This window comes from Rhodococcus sp. 14C212 (assembly GCF_011058195.1).
Classification (GTDB): Bacteria; Actinomycetota; Actinomycetes; order Mycobacteriales; family Mycobacteriaceae; genus Rhodococcus; species Rhodococcus aetherivorans.
This window is the reverse complement of sequence record NZ_JAALEH010000028.1, coordinates 44,297-66,917: the sequence shown is the minus strand read 5'-3', so window position 1 is coordinate 66,917 and position 22,621 is coordinate 44,297. Positions and strand designations below refer to the sequence as shown.

The window sequence follows — 22,621 nt, the reverse complement described above, 5'->3', positions numbered from 1 at the left end:
CTGGGGTTCGCTGGTGGCGTTCGCCAAGCTGCAGGAGCTGCTGAACAAGAACCTCGAACGCCGCCTCGTCGGCGCGGCCAAGGCCTTCCAGCTGGCGAACATCGTGCTCGCGCTCGCGGCGATCGCGCTCGCCGTGTACATCGGACTCGCGGCCGATCCGGCGAACGAGCCCACCTCGGCGATCTGGATCGTGGCGCTGCTCGTCGTGGCCGGGCTGATGGGCCTGTTCGTGGTGCTGCCGATCGGCGGCGCCGACATGCCCGTGGTGATCTCGCTGCTCAACGCCCTGACCGGCCTGTCCGCCGCGGCCGCGGGTCTGGCGCTGAACAACCAGGCGATGATCGTCGCCGGCATGATCGTCGGTGCGTCGGGTTCGATCCTGACCAACCTGATGGCCAAGGCGATGAACCGGTCGATCCCGGCGATCGTGTTCGGCTCGTTCGGCGGCGACGGCGGCGCCGGCGCCGGCCCGGCCGGGGCGGGTGGCACCGTCAAGGCCACCTCCGCCTCCGATGCCGCGATCCAGATGGCCTACGCCAACCAGGTCATCGTGGTGCCCGGCTACGGCCTGGCGGTGGCGCAGGCGCAGCACGCGGTCAAGGAGATGGCGTCGCTGCTCGAGGACAAGGGCGTGGAGGTCAAGTACGCCATCCACCCGGTCGCCGGCCGGATGCCCGGGCACATGAACGTCCTCCTCGCCGAGGCCGAGGTGCCCTACGAGGCGCTCAAGGAGATGGACGACATCAACGGCGAGTTCTCCCGCACCGACGTCACCGTCGTCATCGGCGCCAACGACGTCACCAACCCCGCCGCCCGGCAGGACTCGTCCAGCCCGATCTACGGCATGCCCATCCTCAACGTCGACCAGTCCAAGTCGGTCATCGTGCTCAAGCGCTCGATGTCCTCCGGCTACGCCGGCATCGACAACCCGCTGTTCACCGCCGACCAGACCTCCATGCTCTTCGGCGACGCGAAGAAGATGGTCTCCGAGGTCACCGAGGAACTCAAGGCGCTGTAGAGAGTTCGACGAACCGGGGCGTCCGCACGGAACACCGTGCGGACGCCCCGCTCGTGTGCGACCGTCGGAGGTGGCAGGCGGGCCGCGCCCCGGCCCGTGGCATCGACGGAAAGGACGCGTCCCGTGACCGAGCACCCAGGGACCGAGCATCCAGGGACCGAGACCGCGAGGACGTACAGGGTCGGCTACTTCGTCGGCAGCCTGTCGTCCACCTCGATCAACCGTATCCTCGCGAAGGCGCTGATCCGGCTCGCCCCGCCCGACCTCGAATTCGTCGAGATCGCCATCCGGGACCTGCCGCTCTACAGCCCCGACTACGACGCGAACTACCCACCGGAGGGGGCCGCGCTCAAGGACGCGATCGCCGCTGTGGATGCGGTGCTGTTCGTCTCACCCGAGTACAATCGGTCGATTCCCGGGGCGCTGAAGAACGCCATCGACTGGGCGTCGCGCCCCTGGGGGCAGAACTCGTTCGATCACATCCCGGCCGCCGTGATCGGCGCCTCCATCGGCGCGATCGGCACCGCCGTGGGCCAGCAGAGCCTGCGCGCCGTGCTCAGCTTCTGCAACGCCCGGCAGATGACGTCGCCCGAGGCATACATCCATTACACGCCGGAGGTCTTCGGGGACGACGGCACCGTCCACAACTCGGGCACCGAGGACTTCCTCCGCAACTACATGCGCGAGTTCCGCGACCACGTCGTGCGGGTCCTGACCGTCCTCCCGCGCTAGCGGCCGTCCACGCGCGCAAGCGTGCGACGGGTCCGCTCACCGACGGCGCCGGCGAGTGCTGCGGCGGCGAGCACGCATGCCAACGGCACCGCCATCGCCGCGGTGAGCGACGTCGCCTCCGAGAGCCAGCCGATGGTGGCGGGTCCCGCCAGGAACCCGATGTATCCCATGCCGACGACGCGGGACATGTTGCGTCCCGGGGCGCCGGCGTCGATGTTCCCGGCTGCGCTGAAGATCTGCGGCACGGCACCGGACAGACCCAGCCCGAACAGCGCCCATCCGGCGAGGGTCGTGGGCAGCCACGAGGACGCGACGACCGTGCCCATCCCGGCCCCCGCCAGCAGCGTGCCGTACCGGACCACGGCCACGGCACCGATGCGGGCGCTGACTCGGTCCGCGACGAAGCGGCCGAGCGTCATCGTCGTGGAGAACGCGCCGAAGGCCAGCGCCGCGACCGCATCCGGGCTGCCCAGGTGTTCCTTGACCTGCAGGGCGCTCCAGTCGTTGGCGACGCCCTCGCTGAGCATCAGCATGAACGCGAGCCCGCCGAGCAGCAGCACCCGGCGGGAGTATCCGCCGCGCGGGCCGGCCTCGCGCGGGTGCTCGACCCGGGGCACCCGCACCAGGTGCGGCGCCGAGACCGCGACGACGAGCACACCGACGACGCCGGCGCCGCCGAGGGCGACAGCCGGGGCGAGCCCCGTAGCCAGGGTGGCCGCCCCGACCAGCGACCCGGCGACTCCGCCGACCGAGAACAGGCCGTGGAACGCGGCCATGATCGGCCGCCGGTAGCGTTGCTCGACCGCCACGGCCTGCGAGTTCATCGACACGTCCAGGGCGCCGTTCGCGAAGCCGAACACCGCGAGCGCCACGCCCAGCTGCCACGCCGCGCCGGCCAGGCCGGGGCCGATGGTCGCCGCCGACAGCAGGACCGCCGCGGCAACGGTGGTGCGGTCGCTGCCGAACCGGTCGGCGAGCGGACCGGTGGCCTGCATCCCGGCGATCGCCCCGGCCGCGAGGACCAGCAGCAGGGAACCCAGCGTGGCGTGGTCGATGCCGACGCGCTCCTCGATCGCGGGGATGTGCACCACCCACATCGCGAGCAGGAACCCGTTGACGCCGAAGGTGGCGAACACGGCCGCGCGGGCGCGGCGAAGATCCTGAGCGGTCACGTGTCCCGACGCTACCGCCCGTCAGATACCGGCGAGCAGGTCCGGCACCGGGTCGGTGAGGATCGCCCCGATCTCGGCCAGCGCCCGCGCTGCCTGCTCGCCGTCGACGAGTCGGTGGTCGAACGACAGCGACAGTGTCGTGACCTGCCGGACGGCGAGTTCCCCGTCGACCACCCACGGTCGCGGGCCGACGGCACCGAGCGCGAGGATCGCCGTCTCCCCGGGATTGAGGATGGGGGTGCCGGTGTCGACGCCGAACACGCCGACGTTGGTGATCGAGACCGTGCCGCCGGTCAGGTCGGCCGGGGTGGCGCGGCCGGAGCGGGCGGTCTGCGCGGCGTGGGCGATGGCGCCGGCGAGGTCCGGCAGCGACATGCGGTCGGCGTCGCGGATCACCGGCACCATCAGGCCCGAGTCGGTGGCGGTCGCGATGCCCAGGTTGACGTAGTGGCGGGTGACGATCTCCTGATGCTCCTCGTCCCACGCCGCGTTGAGGACGGGCTGGTGCGCGAGCACCCGTAACAGCGCCTTGGCCACCACGGTGAGCACCGTCGGGTGACGGCCTTCGAAGGCGGCCGCGCCGCGCAGCCGGGCGACGAGGTCGACCGTGGCGGTGACGTCGCAGGTGAGGAACACGGTCACGTGCGGGGCGGTGAAGGCACTGCGCGCCACCGCGGCGGCGGTACGTCTGCGGATCCCGTGGATCGGCGTCCGGGTCTCGCGAGCCGATCCTGTCGCCGCCGTAGCGGATCCGCGTTCCTCCGCGGCGCGTCGGACGTCCGGGACGATGATCGCCCCGTTCGTGCCGGTTCCCGTCACGTCGGTGAGATCCACGCCGAGGAGCCGGGCCTCGCGGCGCGCCGACGGTTTCGCGTCGGGGCGGTGCCGCTCGCCCGGCGGTGTGGGTGCCTGCGCCGGGGGCGGTGCCGCCGCTGCGGCGCGGGCCGCGCGCCGGCTCACCGGCGCGGCGCCCGGCCCGTAGCCGACGAGCACCTGCACGGGTGCGTCGCCGCCACCGTTCGGGGCGGGCGCGGTGCCCGCCGCGACCGACACCGCGATGCGGATCAGTGGCGCCCCGACGGGCACGCCGGCACCCGGCTCGGCGAGCAGTTCGGCGACCGTTCCCGCGTACGGGGAGGGCAGTTCCACCGTCGCCTTGGCGGTTTCGACCTCGGCGATCACCTGGTTGAGCTCGACCCGGTCGCCGACGGCGACGGTCCACGACACCAGTTCCGCCTCGGTCAGGCCCTCTCCGAGGTCCGGCAGCCGGAACACCTCGCTGTGTTCGGTCACCGCGGCGCCGTGTTCGCTCATGCCCGGTTCCATGTCCGGCTCCTCACGCCGCGAGGCTGCGGTCGACGGCGTCGAGGATGCGGTCCGGGTCGGGCAGGTGGTGCGCCTCGAGTTTCGCCGGGGGATAGGGGATGTCGAAGCCGCCGACGCGCAGCACCGGCGCCTCGAGCTGGTAGAAGCAGCGCTCCGCGAGCTGGGCGGCGATCTCGGCGCCGATGCCGCAGAACAGCGGTGCCTCCTGCACCACGACCAGCCGTCCCGTGCGCCGGACCGACGCCTCGACGGTGCCGAAGTCGATGGGCGAGAGGGACCGCAGGTCGATCACCTCGACCGAGTGCCCCTCGGTGTCGGCGATCTGCGCGGCGTGCAGCGCGGTGGCCACCATCGACCCGAATGTCACGACGGTGACGTCCGTTCCGGGCCGGGCGACGCGGGCCTTGTCGAGGGGGAGGTCGGGCTCGGCGTCGAGGTCGACCTCGCCGCGGTCCCAGTACCGGCGTTTGGGCTCGAGGAAGATCACCGGGTCGTCGAGCGCGATGGCCTGCTGGATCATCGTGTAGGCGTCGGCTGGATGACTCGGGCTGACGACCCGCAGTCCGGCGGTGTGCGTGAAGTACGCCTCGGGTGACTCCGAATGATGTTCCACCGCACCGATCCCGCCGCCGTAGGGGATGCGGATGGTCAGGGGTGCGGTGACCCTCCCGGCGGTGCGGTAGTGGATCTTGGCGACCTGCGAGACGATCTGGTCGAACGCGGGGTAGACGAAGCCGTCGAACTGGATCTCGCACACCGGCCGGTAGCCGCGCAGTGCCATGCCGAAAGCCGTTCCCACGATGCCGGATTCGGCGAGTGGTGTGTCGATGACGCGGTTGTCGCCGAAGTCCTTCTGCAACGTGTCGGTGACCCGGAAGACCCCGCCGAGCCGGCCGACGTCCTCGCCCATGATCACCACCTTGCGGTCGTGTTCGAGGGCCCGGCGCAGCCCGGCGCCGAGGGCGGCCCCGAGGGCCAGCGTGGTGGTGGTCATGACAGCGCCTCCTCGTGGGTCGCGTTCTCGAAATCGGCGAGGTAGTCGCGGTAGCGGGTTCGTTCCTCGGCGATCATCGGATGGTCGGTGGCGTAGACGTGGTCGAACATGCTCAGCGGCTCGGGGTTCGGGGCGCCGAGGGTGCCGGCGCGTAGCCGGGCCGCGGCCTCGTCGGCGGCGGCGCCGACCTCGTCGAAGAACTCGTCGCCGGCGTGTCCTTCCCGCCGGAGCAGCCGGTGGAGCCGGTCGATCGGGTCCCGGGCCTTCCACAGTTCGGTCTCGGCGGGGGTGCGGTAGCGGGTGGGGTCGTCGGAGGTGGTGTGCGGGCCCATCCGGTAGGTGATGGCCTCGACGAACGACGGACCGCTGCCCTCCCGCGCGTGCCGGGTGGCCCGGCGGGTGACGGCGAGCACCGCGAGCGCGTCGTTGCCGTCGACCTGTACGGCCGGCATCCCGTAGCCGGCGGCGCGCTGCGCGATCGGGACGGGACTCTGCGACCGGACCGGGTGGCTGATCGCCCAGTGGTTGTTCTGGCAGAAGAAGACCACGCCGACGCCCCACGCGACGGCGAAGCCGAGGGCCTCGGCGATGTCGCCCTGGCTGGTCGCCCCGTCGCCGAAGTAGACGACGGTGGCGATCTCGGCGCCGTCGAAATGGGCGCCCATCGCGTATCCGGTGGCGTGCAGGCCCTGGGAGCCGACGACGATGGCGGGATTGGTCATGTTGACCGCGGCCGGGTCCCAGCCGGAGTGGGCGCACCCGCGCCACAGCCGGGTCATGTCGGCGGGGTCGACGCCGCGGCACCAGGCCACCCCGTGCTCGCGGTAGCTGGTGAACACGTAGTCGTCGCGGTGGAGGGCGTGCGCGGAGCCGACCTGGGCGGCCTCCTGACCGAGCAGCGGCGCCCACAGTCCGAGTTCGCCCTGCCGCTGCAGCGCGGTGGCCTCGGCGTCGAGGCGGCGGACGACGACCATGTCGCGGTAGAGGGCGCGGAGTTCCTCGGGTCCGACGTCGGCGACGAGCGCGGAGTACTCGGGGTTGTAGACCCGTCGTCCGTCGGGCTGGATCAGCTGGACCGGATAGGCAATCTTGTCGACCACCGTGCACCACCTCGCTATGGCGGGACCGGTCGCCCTCGTGAGGCGGGCCGGCGAACCTGTGTTGTACCTCACATGATCCACGCGGGGTGCAGGTGCGCAATCGGCCGATGCGCGAGTGTGCAGGAAGCACGGTTTCGGGGGTCCCGGCGCTGTCATACTGCGAAATATGACCAGTCTCGATGCCACCGACGCCCGGCTGCTGCTCGAGTTGGCGCGGACCCCGCGGGCGACCGGGGTGGAGCTGTCCCAGCGTCTGGGGTTGTCCCGGAACACGGTGCAGGCGCGGCTCGCGCGATGGGATGTGGAGGGGGTCCTCGGGTCGTTCGAGCGGCGGGTGGATCCGCGGGCTCTCGGCTATCCGCTGGCGGCGTTCGTCGCCACCCGGGTCGATCAGCACCGGCTCGATTCGGTCGTCGCGGCCCTGGCGCAGATCCCGGAGGTCACCGAGGTGTACGGCATGACGGGGCAGACGGACCTGTCGGTGAAGGTGGTCGCGCGCGACGCCGAGGATCTCTACCGGCTGGCCGGGCAGATCCTCGAGATCCCCGGTGTCGAGCGCACCAACATGGCGCTGGTGATGCGCGAACTGGTGGGTCCGCGCACGACGCCGCTGCTCGAGCGGCTGGCGCAGCGATGAGGTGTGCCTTCCGGGGCTGTGCCTTCCGGGTCCGGGTCCCGGAAGGCACCACCGCGGACTAGAGGATCTCGTAGATCGTGGCGTTGGCGGTGCCGCCGCCCTCGCACATCGTCTGCAGGCCGTAGCGGCCACCCGTGCGGCGCAGGTGATGGATCAACGTCGCGGCCAGGCGACCGCCCGACGCGCCGAGGGGGTGGCCGAGCGCGATGGCGCCGCCGAGGGGGTTCAGCTTCTCGAGCGGCGCGCCCGTCTCGCGTTGCCACGACAGCGGTACGGAGGCGAATGCCTCGTTGACCTCGAACGCGTCGATGTCGTCGAGTGACAGTCCCGACCGCTTCAGCGCCAGGGCGGTGGCCGGGATCGGGCCGGTGAGCATCTTGACCGGATCGTCGCCGGTGACCACGGCGGTGTGCACGCGCGCGAGCGGGGTCAGGCCCAGCGCCTTCGCCTTCTCCGAGGTGGTGATCAGCAGCCCGGAGGCGCCGTCGGAGATCTGGGACGCGTTGCCGGCGGTGACCACGCCGTTCTCCCGGAACGGGGCCTCGAGGCCCGCGAGCTTCTCGACGGTGGAGCCGCGCCGGATGCCCTCGTCCGAGGCGATCACGGTGCCGTCCGCCCGGGTGTACGGTGCGATCTCGTCCGTGAACAGCCCCTCGTCCTGCGCGCGGGCGGCCCGCTCGTGCGACCGGACGGAGTACTCGTCGAGCTCGGTGCGGGAGATGCCCCACTGCTCGGCGATGATCTCGGCGCCCACACCCTGGTTGAAGCGGCCGTGGAAGCCGGGCGCGGTGAGCTCGTCGGCGTACCGCTCGCGGGCCGGGCCGCCCATCTGCCCGGTGCCCTCGGGAGCGGAGGAACCCAGCGGGATCGCCGACATGATCTCGACGCCGCCGGCGACGACGAAATCGGCCTGGCCGGAGATCACCGCCGCGGCCGCCGTCGAGACGGCCTGCTGCGACGAGCCGCACTGCCGATCGATGGTGAAGCCGGGCACCGATTCCGGCCAGCCCGCCCCGAGCACGGCCATGCGGCCGATGTTGCCGGACTGCATGCCGACGGATTGCACGGTGCCCCAGTGCACGTCGTCGACGAGCGCCGGGTCGATGCCGGTGCGTTCGGCAAGGGTGCGCAGGACGTGGGCGGACAGCTCGACGGCGTGGACGCCGGACAGGCCGCCGCCCCGCTTGCCGATGGGGGTACGGACGGCTTCGACGATGACAGCATCGCGCATCTTCGGATCACTCTCTCTCGGGGACGTGCGGATGCCCCGGAGTGTAATCCGGTAGATGAATACAATGCCAAGCGGATGCTTGGTGGGCGGGAGCTATTCCGCCGGGGGCGTCACCAGCTGGGCGACCGCCTTCTTGATCTCCTTGGGGATCGCCACGGGACGTCGCGTGCGGGCGTCGACGTACACGTGCACGAAACGCCCGGTCGCCGCCGGCTGCAGCCCGCCTTCGCCGTCCTCCCGGAAGATGGCCAGCGAATAGGTGACGCTGCGGGTTCCCAGCCGCTCCACCGCCAGGCCGACGCGCAGCCGGTCCGGGAACGACAGCTCCGCCAGATACCGGCACGACGTCTCCGCGACCACGCCGATCGCGTCCAGCTCCCGGATGTCGACCCCGGTCGTGGCCATCAGCCATCCGTTGACCGCGGAGTCGAAGTACGAGTAGTAGGTGACGTTGTTGACGTGGCCGTAGTGGTCGTTGTCCGCCCACCGGGTCTGCATCGGCCAGAGGACCGGGAACCGGGCGGGAACGGGTGGGTCGGCGGCGGGCGTCGTCGGCTGGCGGTTCGTCACCGTCCTGACGATAGTCCCACGCGGACGGCAAGTCCGACCATCAACGCCCAGAATGCCGATCCGATACCGAACAGGGTCGATCCGGACGCCGCGACCAGGAACGTCACGACCGCCGCTTCCCGCTCCGGCGCGTCGCGCAGACCGAGGCCAGGGCCTCGCCGAGCGTCGCGAGCAGGGCCGATCCGGCCACCGCCTCGACCACCCCGTCCGGTGCCATCGCACGACCGTCGCGAGCCCGGTCGAGCACAGGGCCGGCGCGAGGTACGACCAGCCCGCCCGTCGCGCGGCGCCCTCCGTGCGGGCGTGCCAGGATCGGAGCCATGGTTGCGAATCCCGTGCTGATGACCGTGAGCGAACTGGCCGATCTCGTCGAGGTGGGCAGGCCGCCGGTCCTGCTGGACGTGCGCTGGTCGCTCGACGACCCGAACGGCGAGGACCGCTACCACGAGGGGCACATCCCCGGAGCGGTGTACGTCGACCTCGAGACCGAGCTCGCCGATCCGGGATCGCCCGAGCGCGGCCGTCACCCCCTGCCGGACGTGGTGCGGCTGCAGGACCACGTGCGACGGTGGGGGATCGACGACGGCGACACCGTCGCCGTCTACGACGACACCGGGGGTCTCGCCGCCGCCCGGGCCTGGTGGCTGCTGCGCTGGGCGGGCCTTCGGGACGTGCGCCTGCTCGACGGCGGGCTGTCGCTGTGGACGGCGGCGGGACATGGCCTCGCGGCCGGTCCGGGGGAGGCCGTGAAGCCGGGATCGGTGACCCTGCGCGGCGGCCGGATGCCCACGGTCGGCATCGACGAGGCGGCTGAGTTCCCTTCGCGGGGAACCCTGCTCGATGCGCGGGCCGCGGCGCGGTACCGGGGCGACGAGGAGCCCGTCGATCCGCGCGCCGGCCACATCCCCGGCGCGGTGAGCGCCCCCGCCACGGACAACCTCCGCGAGGACGGCACGTTCCGGACCGCCGGGGAACTCGCCGACCGCTTCGCGACCGTGTGCGGGGGCGGTCCCGTCGCCGTCTACTGCGGATCCGGGGTGACCGCGACCCATCAGATCGCGGCGCTCGCCCTCGCCGGGATCGACGCGGCCCTGTTCCCGGGGTCGTGGTCGCAGTGGTGCCGGGACCCGGCCCGGGAGATCGCCACCGGGGCCTGAATGCCGGGGCTCAGGCCGCGGATCGGGAGAACTCCGACGCGCGGCGCACCTGCTCGGGCGTCGGGGTCACGCCGGTGTACAGCGCGAACTGCTGCGCCGCCTGCAGGGCGATGACCTCGGCGCCGGTGATCACGGGCAGTCCCCGCTCCCGGGCCGCGCGGATCAGCGGCGTCTGCGGGGGCATCGCCACCACGTCGAACACCGTCGTCGCCGCGTCCACCGCGGCTTCGGGGAACGGCAGCTGCCCGGATTCCGGCCCGCCCGCCATCCCGATCGGCGTGGCGTTGACGAGCAGGCCCGGAGCGAGTTCACCGAGCTCGGGCCGCCAGTCGAATCCGTACTGCTGCGCGAGCGGGCGGCCGGTCTTCTCGTTGCGGGCGATCACCGACACGTTCGCGAACCCGCTGTCGCGCAGGGCCGCCACCACCGCCTTGGCCATCCCGCCGCTGCCGGCGACGGCGACCGGCAACGCCGGGTGGACCTCGTGCTCGCGCAGCAGATCCACCACCGCCTGGTAGTCGGTGTTGTAGGCGTGCAGCACCCCGTTCTCGTTGACGACGGTGTTCACCGACTCGATGGCCCGCGCCGAGTCGTGCAGCTCGTCGATCAGGGGAATGACCGCTTCCTTGAACGGCATCGACACCCCGCACCCGCGGATGCCGAGGCCGCGGATCCCGGCCACCGCCGCCGGCAGGTCGGTCGTCGTGAACGCCTTGTACACGAAGTCCAGGCCGAGTTCGTCGTAGAGGTAGTTGTGGAAGCGGGTGCCGATGTTGCTCGGGCGGCCCGACAGCGAGATGCACAGGCGGGTGTCCTTGGTGATGCGCGAAACCATGAGTGCCACGCTAGTTCCCCGCGCGCAGATGCGGGGCACGGCGCCGGCCCTCAGCACGCGGAGATCGTCGAGGCCAGCGCCCGCCGGTCGGCCACCGTGATCGGCAGCCCGTAGCGCACCGCCACCGACAGGTACTTGCCCGCGAACCAGCAGCGATACGCCGCCGCCGGCGGCAGCCACTCGCCCGGGGTGTGATCGCGCTTGTCCTCGTTCGCCGGGCCGTCCACCGCGATCAGGTTGTAGGCGACGTCGTTGGCGAACTGCCGGCGACGTTCGGCCGGCCAGGCCGCCGCCCCGAGGTCCCACGCCGCCGCCAGCGGATAGATGTGGTCGATCTGGACGGCCCGGCCCTCGGCGCGACGGAATTCGAGCCGCGCCCCGGTGTACGGGTCGGCCAGCGTGCCCGACAGCACGACACAGTCGCCGGTGCCGGGCCGGAACGCCACGTCGCGCAGATCGCGGGCGAGCACGTTGTTGCGGGTGTCGCACCCGTCGCGCCCGCCGGGGCCCGGATGGTCGTCGGACCACGCCTCCCCGAACACGCACCCCTCGCCCGGTCCGCACCCCCGCTCGTACCCCGGCACCTGCGGCCGGTGCGGCACCACCGCCGCCCGCGCCAGCAGCTGTTCGAGCTCGCCGCGGCCGGGACTGCCCGGTGCCGGTGGTGCGTTCGACTCGATCCGGTCCCAACCCCACGACACGACGATCGCGACCGCCACCACCAGCCCCCAGAACGCTGCGCCCCCTCGCACGCGGACATTCTCACCGACCGCACCGACAGCGGCGGCGCCGGTGCCCGCTCGGTGCCTGAAAGTCAGCCCGTTGCGATCGCGGCGGCGAGCTCGCGGCCGAGCCGCAGCGGCTCCTCGGAGTGTTCGAGCTTGGAGCCGGACAGTGCCCCGTCGTAGATCAGCTGGATCTGCCGGGCAGCTGATTCCGGGGCGGCCACCCCGGCCTCGGTGAGCAGCGCGACGAGAGTCTTGCGCAGCCAGTCTCGGTGCGCCCGCACGGGCGCCAGTTCTTCGTCCGGGAACTCGGTCGCCGCGTTGGCATATTGGCATCCCCGGTAGTTCCTCGCCGGAGCCGACATGAGGGCGAGGTCGAAGAACATCAGGACCTTTTCGACGGGATCGGCGACATCCGTGACGGCTGCGGTCCAGCGCGAGCGGTCCCGGCGGTCGAGGTGCTCGAGGTACGCCAGGACCAATGCGTCCTTGGATCCGTAGGCGGAGTACATGCTCGCGCGGGCCACGCCCGATTCGGCGAGGATGCGGTCGATGCCCACGGCACGAATCCCGTAACGGGAGAACAGCGCCACCGCCGTGGCGAGCAGCCGCTCGGCGGGCGGCACCTTGACCGGACGGGACTCGGGCGTGGTGTCCACGCGGATGTCGGCGGAAGCGGGCACGGATCCAGGGTAACCGAGCGGCCGGATAGACAGATCGTTCTGTCCGTCTGTAGTGTGGACGGCGTGACCCGCAGCAACCTCACCCGCCGCCTGCACGTGGATCTCGTGCGCGTGGCCGCTGCGGTGTGTCGTCACTCCTGTCGCTGACCGAGCCCCTCGGCTCGCAGCCTCCGCGCGCAATCTTCTCCAGGTTCGGCGCGCCCCGCCCTTCTCCTCAGTCCCCGGAAGGTGACCCATGTCCCTGTACCTGTACGAACTCGTGCCCACTGCCGACAATGCCGACCAGGCGCTCAAGGAATTCGACGCCCGGGTCGCCACCGCCGGCGGCGAGCTGATCGAGGCCCAGGTGACCGCCGGCGCGCAGCGCGTCTTCGCCATCGCCGAGTTCGACGGATGCAATGCTCCCGACCTCGACGCCGCGGCGCTGTCCGTCTCCGAACTCGACGGACCGCACCAGGTCCGCCTCGTCGGCGCCGACCTCGACCAGATCAAGGCGGCACGGCCCGAGGCCGGCTATCTCGTCGAATGGGACATCCCCGCCGAGATCGACATGGACACCTACCTCGCCCGCAAGAAGGCGAACTCGCCGAAGTACGCCAACGTCCCCGAGGTGAGCTTTCTGCGCACCTACGTCCGCGAGGACATGGACAAGTGCCTGTGCTTCTACAACGCGCCCGACGAGGCCGCGGTGTTCCGCGCCCGCGACGCCGTGAGCACCCCTGTCGACCGCATCCACACCCTCGAAAGCTGACCTCCACGATGACCGCGGCTGTCTCACAACCCCTCACCGAACGGCGCCGAACCGTCGCCGAATCCGTTCGCGACCGGGCGGACTCGCTCGATCGTGGTGAGACCGACATCCGCGTCGATCTCACCACGATCGGCGAAAGCTGTCTGATTGCCGCCGGCCTCGGTGGGGACGGGATCGGCGAGATGGTCGCGGTCATCGAGGACATCGCCGCCGAGAGCCTCGCCGTGGGCTTCTCGCTGTGGGCGCAGCGGATGAGCCTCGAGTACATCGACCGAGCTCCGACGCCACTACGGAACAGGTACCGCGACGACCTCGCCGCCGGGCGGCTCGTCGGCGTCACCGCGATGGCCGCCGCACTCAAACATCTCGCGGGCCTCGGCGAACTGCCCCTCACGGCCGAGCGCACCGCCGACGGTCTCGCGGTGTCCGGCCCGATTCACTGGGCCTCCAACATTTTCCCCGAGTCGCTCATCGTCTTCCCGGCACACGGCACGGACGGCACCCGATACGTCGCCGCCGTCCGGGCGAACGCGCCCGGCGTGCGAATCGCCCCGGCGCCGGAGCTGCTCGCGCTCGGTGCCACGTCCTCGACGTCGCTGACGTTCGACAAGGTGCACGTTGACGCGGACCACATCGTCACCGACGACCTCGCAGGCTTCTGCGGGAACATCCGCCCGACGTTCCTCCTGCTGCAGACGGCGTTCTGCAGCGGCATCACCCGCACGGCCCTGACCGAGTCCTCAGCCCGCCTCACCGGTCTCGGCGCCCAGTTCGCGGAGGAATACCAGACGCTGGCGGCCCGGTACGAGTCGCTGCGCGACCGCCTGCACCGCTTCGCCGCGAATTCGGCCACGGCCGGCCCGGCCGACCTGATCCGGTTGCGGCTCGACGGCTCGATCGTCGCGGTCGCCGCGACCCGTCTCGAGTCGACCCTGCGGGGCGGCGCGGGCTACGCCTCCTCGAGCGCAACCAACCGTCGGTTCCGCGAGGCCGCCTTCCTGCCCATTCAGTCGCCCTCGGAAGGACAGCTGCGGTGGGAACTCTCGCAGTACGAATAACCAACGGATACAAGAGTTTTTCAGGACGTAACCCGCCCGTCCTGGGCGGGGTCGACCTCGACATCGCCGACGGCGAGTTCCTCGTCGTGCTCGGCACGAGCGGCAGCGGCAAGTCCACCCTGCTGCGAATCGTCGCCGGCCTCGAGCGCCTCGACGGCGGCACCGTCACCTGGCCCACCTCCGACGACGACACCCGCCCGCACACGGGAGTGGTGTTCCAGCAACCCTTTCTGATGCCGTGGCTGACGGTGCGGGAGAATATCGCCTTCGGTGGACGCTTCGCCGCGCACCGGGACCGGTTCGACGCCGCCTACGCGGACGAGCTGCTGCGGATGTTCGGGCTCGCCGACCTCGCCGGGTACTACCCCGATCAGCTCTCCGGCGGGCAGGCCCAGCGCGTCGCGGTGATCCGGGCCGTCGCTGTCCGCCCGCGCCTGCTGCTCCTCGACGAGCCGTTCAGTGCGCTCGACCCGGCTATCCGCGCCGACCTGCAGGTGTGGCTGCGCGACCTCGCTCGCGAACTCGGCTTCACCACGGTGCTCGTCACCCACGACATCGACGAGGCGCTGTTGCTCGCGGACCGCATCGCACTGCTCGGCGGCGGGGGCACCGTGCAGCAGCAATGGCACCTCGGCGCCCGTCCGGACGAGCATCCGGACCATCTGCGTGCCGAGATCCTGGCCCGCTACCGCGACACGTCGCTGTCCGCGCGGTGAGCGCCGTGATCACGCGCCGGACGCTGCTGCGCGGTGCCGTCGGGCTGGCCGCAGCCGGGGGCGTGGCCGGCCTCGTGGATCTCGGCCGGGTCGCGGCTACCGACCGCGCCAACACCACCGGGCAGTTGCGGATCGGATACCTGCCCATCACCGACGCCGCGCCGTTGCTCGTCGCGCACGGTGCCGGCCTGTACCCGCAGGGCGTCGTCGACGGCGCGAAGCCGGTGCTGTTCCGTAGCTGGGCGTCGCTGGCCGAGGCGTTCCTCACCCGGCAGGTCGACGTCGTGCACCTGCTGATGCCGATGGCCGTGCAACTGCGCTACGCCCTCGGCAGCGCCGTGCGCATCCTCGGCTGGAATCACACCAACGGCTCGGCCCTGACCGTCGCGCCCGACGTCACCGACCTCGGGCAGCTCGCCGGCCGGCAGGTAGCCATCCCGTTCTGGTGGTCCATCCACAACATCGTCCTGCAGAAACTGCTGCGTTCCCAGGGGTTGCGCCCGGTGATCCGGCGGTCCGCGTCCCGCACCGATCGCACCGTCGAGCTGATCGTGATGAGTCCGTCGGACATGATCCCCGCGCTCGCCAACGGCTCGATCGGCGGCTTCACTGTCGCCGACCCCTTCAACGCCGCCGCCGAACTGCGCGGCGTGGGCCGCATCCACCGCTTTCTCGGCGACGTCTGGCGCGATCATGCGTGCTGTGCGCTGCTCGTTCACGAGGACCTCCTCGAGCAGCGACCCGCCGTCGCCCAGTCCGTCACCGACTCGCTCGTCGCCGCGCAGCAGCGGATCGGCGCCGATCGCCCGGCCACGGCAACGATGCTCGCGGGCGGATACCTGCCGCAGTCGCTGCCAGCTATCACCGAGGCCCTCACCTATCCCGACCGGGCCGCCGGCGTGCATCCGCACTGGCGGCCGCAGCAGGTCGGCTACCAACCGTTCCCGTTCCCCAGCTTCACCGCGGCGCTGGTCGAGGCCATGCACGACACCCTCGTCGACGGCGACACCCGGTTCCTGGACCGGCTCGACCCGGCGACCGTGCACGACGACCTCGTCGACGACCGGTTCGTCCGGGCGTCGCTCGCCCGTCTCGGCGGTCCCGCCGCCTTCGGGCTGCCCGCAGGCCTGACCCGTATCGAGGAGGTCGACCCCTCTTGAACCTCTCCACTCCCGCACCGCGGCGACCGTCGCTCGTGCCGCAACTCGTCGCGGTTCTCGTCGCAGTGTTGCTGTGGTGGCTGCTCACCAGCGTCGTCGCCGCACCCGACTCGCTGCTACGAGAGTTCGCTCCTCAGCATGTGGTTCCCGCGCTGATCGACCTCGTCGAACGCCGCGTGCTGCTGCCGGACGTCGCTGCCAGCATGTGGCGGCTGCTCGTCGGTCTGCTGATCGCCGCGACGGTCGGCATCCCCGTCGGCCTGTCGATCGGACTGAACCCGGTCGTGGAGCGGGCCACCATGCCGGTCATGCAGTTCCTGCGAATGATCTCGCCGTTGTCGTGGGCGCCGATCGCCGTCGCGCTGTTCGGGATCGGCCATCAGCCGGTGTTCTTCCTCATCGCCGCGGCGGCCGTGTGGCCCATCGTCATCAACACCGCCGCCGGCGTGCACGCCGTCGACCCCGGGCACCTGCTCGTCGCTCGGTCGTTCGGGGCGACCCGGTTCGAGCAACTCACCTCCGTGGTGCTGCCCGCGATCCGCGACCAGGTCCAGACCGGGCTGCGGGTCGGGCTCGGCATCGCCTGGGTGGTCCTGGTGCCCGCCGAAATGCTCGGCGTCCGCTCCGGCCTGGGCTACCAGATCCTCAACGCCCGCGACCAGCTCGCCTACGACCAGGTGATGGCCGTGATCGCGGTCATCGGTGTGCTCGGATTCTGCCTCGACTGGGCGGCGCGCCACCTGCTACGCGACCGACGCCGCGCGGTGCGCGTCGAGGACGCCGAAGACGAGAACCTGCAGCGCGCCTAGCTCGTGCCCTGCATGCGGGCCCGAAGGTGGGCAATTGCATCGAGGTAGGCGTTCGTACGTCGAATACTCCGCACGGGCGGTCACCGTCGCCCGCGCCGAGGTCGCCGGGCAGGTCCCGAGATCACCCGTCCCGAAATCCGATCCCGACCCGGATCGCGATCAACGACGGTGGATCAGGCCTCAGCCGTCGGTCGTCAGCGGAAACCGCGTCGCGTGGATGGACTCGATGGTGCGGCCGTCGTGCCCGACGATCCACGACCCGCCGTGCTGCCTGCACTCGGCGATCCGGTCGAACACGGTCAGCAGGAAGAACACCGCCTGCTCCGCGGTCGCGGTGGCGGCGAGCCGGTGGGACTCACCGTGTTTCGTCCCGTCGAGCCACACGCCGCACTGACCGTCGAGCCGCATCGTGGTGATGTGCTCGGAGTCGACGAACGCGTACTTGACCTGCTCCCAAGGGGTGTGGGCGCTGTAGGCCTGCTCGAGGACCTGGATCATGATCGACATCGCAGTCTCCTGGTGGGTGCACCTGCAGCCCAGTGTCCTCCGGGGAGCGAGCCCGATCCAGGGCCGATCGTCACCGGCGCTCGGCGCACGACCGTCTTGCGCGCGTGCCCACCCGCCACGACGGCGGGCGTGCGCCCCAGCCCGTCACGACGGTGTCGGTCGCGACTGGCACCATGGTGGGCATGCTGCACGGGCTGTGGTCACCGGGAGCGGGCCTGATGCTGTGGCGCGACGGCGACGACCCGCCCGGCGACGCACCCGCTGTACTGCGTCGATGGATCGACCGGCCGTTCCGGCACCGGGTCGAGCTGCGCCTGCCCGGCGACGACGGTCCGCGGCGGATCCCCGCGGTGGCGGTCGCGCCGCCCGACGCCGCGGAGCTGCTGCTGGCGCTGCCGCGGCACGCCGAGGGGGTGGCCGGGGACCTGCGTTACCTCGCCCACGTCGCCCGCGGCCTCGAGCGCTGGGCGCAGGCCGGGCGGGTGGCCCCGGAACTGCACCGCGCCGACGGGCAGTGGTGGGCGCGGTGGCGGGTGCTCGGCGGCGACCGGACCCGTGCCTGGGCGGCCGAACTGTCCGCCGCGATGCCGCCGGTGCAGCGGCAGGCCGGACGGCCCGCGGCGATCCTCGACGACCTCGCCACCGAACTCACCGATCCGATCACCCGGTCGCTGATCGGCAACGTCGGCACCTCGCTGCATCCGCTGATCGCCGCCCTGGCCGAGGGGCAGCCGCACCACAGCGGCTCCCAGCGCATGGCCGAGGCGCTGGACGAATGGCGGGCCTCGCTCGCGGGAAACGAGCCCGATCTGGTGCTGCGGCTCGTCGAACCGGACGACGAGGAGGACGGCATCGGCTCGGACACGCTGTGGCGGCTCGAGGTGTGCCTGCGGTCGGAGGGGCAGGCGCCGGTGCCGGTGCCGGTGGACGGCTCCGACGCCCAGCTGCTGCAGATCGGCATCCGCAAGCTCGGCGCCGCACTGAAGGCGTATCCGCGGCTGCAGGACGTGCCGCGCGACCCGGACAGCCTGGACCTGCTGCTGCCGACGGGGGTCGTGACCGACCTCGTGGAGCACGGTGGCCGTGCCCTGGGCGAGGCCGGCGTCGCGTTGCTGCTGCCGCGCGCATGGGCGCGGCTCGAGCCGTCGTTGCGGCTGCAGGTGTCCTCGTCGGTCGCACCCGTCGCCGCCGAGGACGACACCGTCGGCATGAACGCGCTCGTCTCGTTCGAGTGGCAGCTTGCCGTGGGCGACATGCTGCTCACCCCCGCCGAGATGGAACGGCTGATCGCGGCCAACAGCGACCTGGTCAAGCTGCGCGGCAAGTGGGTGCAGGCCGATCCGATCGCGCTCGCGCGGGCCGCCCGCTACGTCGCCGGCCAGGGCGCGACGGACGCGACGCTGGCGACGTTGTTCGGCCGGTTCACCGGCGACGAGCCGCCACCGGTGGAGGTCACCGACGTCGCCGCGACCGGTTGGGTGGCGACCCTGCTCGACGGGCAGGTCCGGCCCGAACCGGTGCCGCCCCCACCCGGCCTTCATGCGACCTTGCGTCCGTACCAGCAGCGCGGCCTGGAGTGGCTGGCGTTCATGAGCGGCCTCGGGCTGGGCGCGGTGCTGGCCGACGACATGGGCCTCGGCAAGACCGTGCAGGTGCTCGCGCTGCTCGCCCACGAACGGGCGGGCGGCGACGACGTGGCCCCGACGTTGCTGGTGTGCCCGATGTCGGTGGTGGGCAACTGGCAGCGCGAGGCCCAGCGGTTCGTGCCGGGCCTGCGTGTGCACGTCCACCACGGCCCGGCGCGGTTGCGCGACGCCGCGCTGGCCGCGGCGGTCGCCGACAGCGACCTGGTGATCACGACGTACGCGCTCGTCGCGCGTGACGTGGCGCCGTTGAGGTCGCTGCGCTGGGGCCGGGTGGTGCTCGACGAGGCCCAGCACGTGAAGAACGCCGCGACCGCGCAGTCCCGCGCGACGCGGGCGATCCCCGCGCGGCACCGCGTCGCGCTCACCGGCACCCCCGTGGAGAACCGGCTCGAGGAACTGCGCTCGATCCTCGACTTCGCCAATCCCCGCCTGCTGGGTTCGCCGGCGACCTTCCGGGCCCGGTTCGCCGTCCCGATCGAGCGGGAGCGCGACGCGGCCGCCGCCGCGCGGCTGCGCGCGTTGACGTCGCCGTTCGTGCTGCGCCGCGTCAAGACCGACCCGTCGGTGATCTCGGACCTGCCGGAGAAGTTCGAGCAGACGGTGCGGGCCAATCTGACCGCCGAGCAGGCGGCGCTGTACCGGGCGGTGGTCGACGAGATGATGCGGCAGATCCGGGACAAGGAGGGCATGGCCCGCAAGGGCGCGGTGCTCGCCGCGCTGACCCGGCTCAAGCAGGTATGCAACCACCCCGCGCACTACCTGGGCGACGGCTCCGGGGTGCTGCGCCGGGGCCGGCACCGTTCGGGCAAGCTCGGGCTGGTGGAGGACATCGTCGAGTCGATCCTCGCCGACGGGGAGAAGGCGTTGCTGTTCACCCAGTTCCGGGAGTTCGGTGCGCTGATCGCCCCGTACCTCTCCGAGCGGTTCGACACCACGGTGCCGTTTCTGCACGGTGGGGTGTCCAAGGGCCGGCGCGACGCGATGGTCGCCGCGTTCCAGGGCGACGACGGCCCGCCGATGATGCTGCTCTCGCTCAAGGCCGGCGGCACGGGCCTGAACCTGACGGCCGCGAATCACGTGGTGCACCTGGATCGTTGGTGGAATCCGGCGGTGGAGAACCAGGCCACCGACCGGGCGTTCCGCATCGGCCAGCGCCGCGACGTGCAGGTCCGCAAGCTCGTGTGCGTCGGCACGCTGGAGGAACGGATCGACGAAATGATCTCGGGGAAACAGGAATTGGCGGAACTTGCCGTGGGAGCGGGCGAGAACTGGATCACCGAGCTGTCCACCGAGCAACTGCACTCGCTGCTGTCCCTGGGCGACGAGGCGGTGGGCGAGTGAGCCCGGCCGGTGGGTTCGACCGTTACGGCAAGCGCCGGCGGGTCGTCGGCGGCATCGAGGCGCGGACCAAACGCGGGTCGATCGGGCGCACCTGGTGGTCGAAGGAGCTGGTCTCGGCGATGGAGCAGGTCGCCGACAAGGGCCGCCTGGCGCGGGGCCGGACCTACGCCCGGTCGGGACAGGTGGTCTCGCTGCGGCTCGAGCCCGGCGCGGCCGTGGGGGAGGTGCAGGGCAGTCAACTGCGCCCGTTCACCTCGACGGTCTCGATCCGAACGCTCGACGAGGAGGCGGTCGCGGGCCTGATCGACCGGGTGCGGTCGGCCCCGGGCATGCTGGTCCGGCTCGCGGGCGGTGCGCTGCCGGAGGAACTGGGTCCGCTGCTGCTGCCGCGGCGCGCCGGTGAACTGGACTTCGACTGCACGTGCCCGGATGACGGGTGGCCGTGCAAACACGCGGCGGCGGTCGGGTACCTGCTGGCCGAGCACGTCGACGAGCAGCCGCTGGCGGTGCTCACCCTGCGCGGGGTCGACCTGAACGCCTTGATCGGCGGGGTGGACGCCGCCGAGACCGACGACGAGGACTTCTACGGGGACGCGATCCGGTTGCCGGATCTGCCGGCCGAGCCGTACCGGCCCGCGCCGGACGATCTCGATCCGACGCTGCTGCGCCGGGCGCTGCGGGCGGGCGGCACGGACGAGTCGGTCGTCCTCCGCGGCACGTCGGACCTGGAGGAGATGTACCGGCGCCTGCGATAGGCCGCTCCGCGGCCGGTGCGTCCTTTGGGCGGCTGCGGCAACCCGAAGGACGCACCGGCGCAGCCGCCTATGGACATACGTGGACTTCCAACTATAGGATGAGCACACATTGCCGGGGGTGTCGTCCGCTGCCCCCGATCATCCCACCTGAACACCAGAATTCGACCAGTTAGGACGGATCCGGACATGAGCGTTCGAGAACTCACCCACTTCGTCGGGGGCAAGCACATCCCCGGTGCCTCCGACCGATTCGCCGACGTCTTCGACCCCAACACCGGCGAGGTGCAGGCCCGGGTTCCGCTCGCCGACGTCGCCGAGACCGAGGCCGTCATCGCGAATGCCGTCGAGGCGCAGAAGGAATGGGCCGCGTTCAATCCGCAGAAGCGCGCCCGCGTGCTGATGAAGTTCCTGCAGCTCGTGCAGGACGACATGGACAACCTCGCGCAGCTGCTGTCCTCCGAGCACGGCAAGACCGTCGCCGACGCCAAGGGCGACATCCAGCGCGGCCTCGAGGTAATCGAGTTCGCCACCGGCATCCCGCACCTGCTCAAGGGCGAGTTCACCGACTCCGCCGGCACCGGCATCGACGTCTACTCGATGCGCCAGCCGCTCGGCGTCGTCGCCGGCATCACCCCGTTCAACTTCCCCGCGATGATCCCGCTGTGGAAGGCCGGACCGGCCATCGCGTGCGGAAACGCGTTCGTGCTCAAGCCGTCCGAGCGGGACCCGTCGGTGCCGCTGCGCCTGGCGGAGCTGTTCATCGAGGCCGGGCTGCCCGCCGGGGTGTTCAACGTCGTCAACGGCGACAAGACCGTCGTCGACGTGCTGCTGACCGACGAGCGCGTCAAGGCCGTCGGCTTCGTCGGCTCCACGCCGATCGCCCAGTACATCTACGAGACCGCCGCGGCCCACGGCAAGCGCGCCCAGTGCTTCGGCGGCGCCAAGAACCACGCGATCGTCATGCCCGACGCCGACATGGACCAGGTGGCCGACGCCCTCGTCGGCGCCGGCTACGGCTCCGCCGGTGAGCGCTGCATGGCCATCTCCGTCGCGGTGCCCGTCGGTGAGGAGGCCGCCGAGGCGCTCGTCGCGAAGCTGACCGAACGCGTCGGAAAGCTGAAGGTCGGCCGCAGCGACGACCCGAACGCCGACTTCGGCCCGCTCGTCACCGCCGAGGCGCGTCAGCGGGTGCACGACTACATCCAGTCCGGCATCGACGAGGGCGCCGAGCTCGTCGTCGACGGGCGCGACTTCGTGCTCGAGGGCCACGAGAACGGCTTCTTCTCCGGCGCCACCCTGTTCGACAACGTCACCGCGGAGATGAAGATCTACCGCGAGGAGATCTTCGGCCCCGTCGTGATCGTCGTCCGCGCGCACGACTACGAGGAGGCCCTGCGGCTGCCCTCGGAGCACGAGTACGGCAACGGCGTGGCGATCTTCACCCGCGACGGCGACACCGCCCGCGACTTCACCAACCGCGTCAACGTCGGCATGGTCGGCGTGAACGTGCCGATCCCGGTGCCGATCGCGTACCACACCTTCGGCGGCTGGAAGCGGTCCGGCTTCGGCGATCTCAACCAGCACGGCCCGGACTCGATCCGCTTCTACACCAAGACCAAGACCGTCACCCAGCGCTGGTTCTCCGGCCTGAAGGAGAACGCCGACCACTTCGTCATCCCGACGATGGACTAGGACGAG

General features: G+C 71.4%; 22 protein-coding genes and 1 pseudogene. 12 read left to right on the top strand and 11 right to left on the bottom strand.

Features of this window, described 5'->3' with window-relative positions; genetic code table 11:
• Positions 1-1,018 (top strand): NAD(P)(+) transhydrogenase (Re/Si-specific) subunit beta (locus tag G6038_RS14775; protein WP_165038599.1); only part of this gene is annotated, 1,018 nt, incomplete at its 5' end.
• A 123-nt stretch (positions 1,019-1,141) separates the two neighbouring features.
• Positions 1,142-1,750, top strand: a complete 609-nt coding sequence (locus G6038_RS14770; protein WP_165038598.1) for an NADPH-dependent FMN reductase — start codon at positions 1,142-1,144, stop codon at positions 1,748-1,750.
• On the opposite strand, the gene G6038_RS14765 is transcribed toward G6038_RS14770, so the two are convergent.
• From G6038_RS14765 to pdhA, 4 genes are read right to left on the bottom strand one after another with little or no spacing between them, the layout of a single operon-like run.
• The gene (locus G6038_RS14765; protein ID WP_165038597.1) at positions 1,747-2,922 is read right to left on the bottom strand and encodes an MFS transporter; all 1,176 of its coding nucleotides are present in this window, start codon (positions 2,920-2,922) and stop codon (positions 1,747-1,749) included. The genes G6038_RS14770 and G6038_RS14765 overlap by 4 nt on opposite strands.
• 21 nt (positions 2,923-2,943) lie before the next feature.
• Positions 2,944-4,236 (bottom strand): dihydrolipoamide acetyltransferase family protein, encoded by a 1,293-nt coding sequence (locus tag G6038_RS14760; RefSeq protein ID WP_240918498.1) that lies wholly within the window; start codon positions 4,234-4,236, stop codon positions 2,944-2,946.
• 22 nt (positions 4,237-4,258) lie between these two features.
• Entirely contained in the window at positions 4,259-5,242 is a 984-nt protein-coding gene (locus tag G6038_RS14755; protein ID WP_165038595.1) for an alpha-ketoacid dehydrogenase subunit beta, read from the bottom strand.
• Positions 5,239-6,342, bottom strand: coding sequence for a pyruvate dehydrogenase (acetyl-transferring) E1 component subunit alpha (pdhA, locus tag G6038_RS14750; protein WP_165038594.1), 1,104 nt, complete (start codon positions 6,340-6,342; stop codon positions 5,239-5,241). The genes G6038_RS14755 and pdhA overlap by 4 nt, the downstream gene beginning before the upstream one ends.
• A gap of 166 nt (positions 6,343-6,508) precedes the next feature.
• Between pdhA and G6038_RS14745 the strand changes: the two genes are divergently transcribed.
• A complete protein-coding gene (locus tag G6038_RS14745; RefSeq protein WP_165038593.1) occupies positions 6,509-6,979 on the top strand; it encodes an Lrp/AsnC family transcriptional regulator in 471 nt (156 codons plus the stop codon).
• Between the two features lie 58 nt (positions 6,980-7,037).
• On the opposite strand, the gene G6038_RS14740 is transcribed toward G6038_RS14745, so the two are convergent.
• From G6038_RS14740 to G6038_RS14730, 3 genes and pseudogenes are all read right to left on the bottom strand, one after another.
• The gene (locus G6038_RS14740) at positions 7,038-8,210 is read right to left on the bottom strand and encodes a thiolase family protein (protein WP_165038592.1); all 1,173 of its coding nucleotides are present in this window, start codon (positions 8,208-8,210) and stop codon (positions 7,038-7,040) included.
• A gap of 93 nt (positions 8,211-8,303) precedes the next feature.
• A complete protein-coding gene (locus G6038_RS14735) occupies positions 8,304-8,780 on the bottom strand; it encodes a thioesterase family protein (RefSeq protein WP_006940160.1) in 477 nt (158 codons plus the stop codon).
• A pseudogene (locus tag G6038_RS14730) lies at positions 8,777-9,056 on the bottom strand (benzoate/H(+) symporter BenE family transporter); the annotation flags it as partial. The pseudogene G6038_RS14730 and the gene G6038_RS14735, both read right to left, overlap by 4 nt.
• 44 nt (positions 9,057-9,100) lie before the next feature.
• Here G6038_RS14730 and G6038_RS14725 point away from each other — a divergent pair.
• A complete protein-coding gene (locus G6038_RS14725; protein ID WP_165038591.1) occupies positions 9,101-9,937 on the top strand; it encodes a sulfurtransferase in 837 nt (278 codons plus the stop codon).
• 10 nt (positions 9,938-9,947) lie between these two features.
• Here the strand turns inward: G6038_RS14725 and G6038_RS14720 are convergent, their stop codons facing one another.
• The 3 genes from G6038_RS14720 to G6038_RS31345 form a co-directional block, all read right to left on the bottom strand.
• A complete protein-coding gene (locus G6038_RS14720; protein WP_165038590.1) occupies positions 9,948-10,772 on the bottom strand; it encodes a shikimate 5-dehydrogenase in 825 nt (274 codons plus the stop codon).
• A 50-nt stretch (positions 10,773-10,822) separates the two neighbouring features.
• Positions 10,823-11,491, bottom strand: a complete 669-nt coding sequence (locus G6038_RS14715) for an HNH endonuclease family protein (protein WP_165038602.1) — start codon at positions 11,489-11,491, stop codon at positions 10,823-10,825.
• A 95-nt stretch (positions 11,492-11,586) separates the two neighbouring features.
• Complete coding sequence (locus G6038_RS31345; protein ID WP_346772821.1) at positions 11,587-12,162, bottom strand: helix-turn-helix domain-containing protein; 576 nt, start codon at positions 12,160-12,162, stop codon at positions 11,587-11,589.
• Positions 12,163-12,415: 253 nt separating this feature from the next.
• Here G6038_RS31345 and G6038_RS14705 point away from each other — a divergent pair, with 253 nt between their 5' ends.
• The 5 genes from G6038_RS14705 to G6038_RS14685 are packed head-to-tail and all read left to right on the top strand — an operon-like array spanning position 12,416 to position 16,674.
• Entirely contained in the window at positions 12,416-12,931 is a 516-nt protein-coding gene (locus G6038_RS14705; RefSeq protein WP_165038588.1) for a DUF4242 domain-containing protein, read from the top strand.
• 8 nt (positions 12,932-12,939) lie between these two features.
• Positions 12,940-13,989, top strand: coding sequence for an acyl-CoA dehydrogenase family protein (locus G6038_RS14700; protein WP_165038587.1), 1,050 nt, complete (start codon positions 12,940-12,942; stop codon positions 13,987-13,989).
• Positions 13,965-14,705 (top strand): ATP-binding cassette domain-containing protein, encoded by a 741-nt coding sequence (locus G6038_RS14695; RefSeq protein ID WP_165038586.1) that lies wholly within the window; start codon positions 13,965-13,967, stop codon positions 14,703-14,705. Before G6038_RS14700 ends, G6038_RS14695 begins: the two co-directional genes overlap by 25 nt.
• Positions 14,702-15,865: an ABC transporter substrate-binding protein gene (locus tag G6038_RS14690; protein WP_346772820.1), complete on the top strand. Its 1,164-nt coding sequence runs from the start codon at positions 14,702-14,704 to the stop codon at positions 15,863-15,865. The genes G6038_RS14695 and G6038_RS14690 overlap by 4 nt, the downstream gene beginning before the upstream one ends.
• On the top strand, positions 15,862-16,674 hold the full coding sequence (locus G6038_RS14685; protein WP_165038584.1) for an ABC transporter permease: 813 nt from the start codon (positions 15,862-15,864) through the stop codon (positions 16,672-16,674). The genes G6038_RS14690 and G6038_RS14685 overlap by 4 nt, the downstream gene beginning before the upstream one ends.
• Positions 16,675-16,854: 180 nt before the next feature.
• Here the strand turns inward: G6038_RS14685 and G6038_RS14680 are convergent, their stop codons facing one another.
• Positions 16,855-17,181 (bottom strand): hypothetical protein, encoded by a 327-nt coding sequence (locus G6038_RS14680; RefSeq protein ID WP_006940172.1) that lies wholly within the window; start codon positions 17,179-17,181, stop codon positions 16,855-16,857.
• Positions 17,182-17,363: 182 nt separating this feature from the next.
• Here G6038_RS14680 and G6038_RS14675 point away from each other — a divergent pair, with 182 nt between their 5' ends.
• The 3 genes from G6038_RS14675 (at position 17,364) to G6038_RS14665 (ending at position 22,615) form a co-directional block, all read left to right on the top strand.
• The gene (locus tag G6038_RS14675; protein WP_240918500.1) at positions 17,364-20,168 is read left to right on the top strand and encodes a DEAD/DEAH box helicase; all 2,805 of its coding nucleotides are present in this window, start codon (positions 17,364-17,366) and stop codon (positions 20,166-20,168) included.
• Positions 20,165-20,923 carry an SWIM zinc finger family protein gene (locus G6038_RS14670; RefSeq protein ID WP_165038583.1) on the top strand — a complete coding sequence of 253 codons (759 nt, stop codon included), beginning with the start codon at positions 20,165-20,167 and terminating at the stop codon, positions 20,921-20,923. The genes G6038_RS14675 and G6038_RS14670 overlap by 4 nt, the downstream gene beginning before the upstream one ends.
• Before the next feature lie 186 nt (positions 20,924-21,109).
• Positions 21,110-22,615 (top strand): CoA-acylating methylmalonate-semialdehyde dehydrogenase, encoded by a 1,506-nt coding sequence (locus tag G6038_RS14665; RefSeq protein WP_165038582.1) that lies wholly within the window; start codon positions 21,110-21,112, stop codon positions 22,613-22,615.
• The last annotated feature ends 6 nt before the right edge of the window (positions 22,616-22,621 follow it).

Bases quoted from the DNA above. Each gene is read 5' to 3' on its own strand.
- G6038_RS14680 (WP_006940172.1), bottom strand. From the start codon at position 17,181: ATGTCGATCATGATCCAGGTCCTCGAGCAGGCCTACAGCGCCCACACC.
- G6038_RS14740 (WP_165038592.1), bottom strand. From the start codon at position 8,210: ATGCGCGATGCTGTCATCGTCGAAGCCGTCCGTACCCCCATCGGCAAG.
- G6038_RS14700 (WP_165038587.1), top strand. From the start codon at position 12,940: ATGACCGCGGCTGTCTCACAACCCCTCACCGAACGGCGCCGAACCGTC.
- G6038_RS14755 (WP_165038595.1), bottom strand. From the start codon at position 5,242: ATGACCACCACCACGCTGGCCCTCGGGGCCGCCCTCGGCGCCGGGCTG.
- G6038_RS14675 (WP_240918500.1), top strand. From the start codon at position 17,364: ATGCTGCACGGGCTGTGGTCACCGGGAGCGGGCCTGATGCTGTGGCGC.
- G6038_RS14760 (WP_240918498.1), bottom strand. From the start codon at position 4,236: ATGAGCGAACACGGCGCCGCGGTGACCGAACACAGCGAGGTGTTCCGG.
- G6038_RS14705 (WP_165038588.1), top strand. From the start codon at position 12,416: ATGTCCCTGTACCTGTACGAACTCGTGCCCACTGCCGACAATGCCGAC.
- G6038_RS14720 (WP_165038590.1), bottom strand. From the start codon at position 10,772: ATGGTTTCGCGCATCACCAAGGACACCCGCCTGTGCATCTCGCTGTCG.
- G6038_RS14745 (WP_165038593.1), top strand. From the start codon at position 6,509: ATGACCAGTCTCGATGCCACCGACGCCCGGCTGCTGCTCGAGTTGGCG.
- G6038_RS14665 (WP_165038582.1), top strand. From the start codon at position 21,110: ATGAGCGTTCGAGAACTCACCCACTTCGTCGGGGGCAAGCACATCCCC.
- G6038_RS14725 (WP_165038591.1), top strand. From the start codon at position 9,101: ATGGTTGCGAATCCCGTGCTGATGACCGTGAGCGAACTGGCCGATCTC.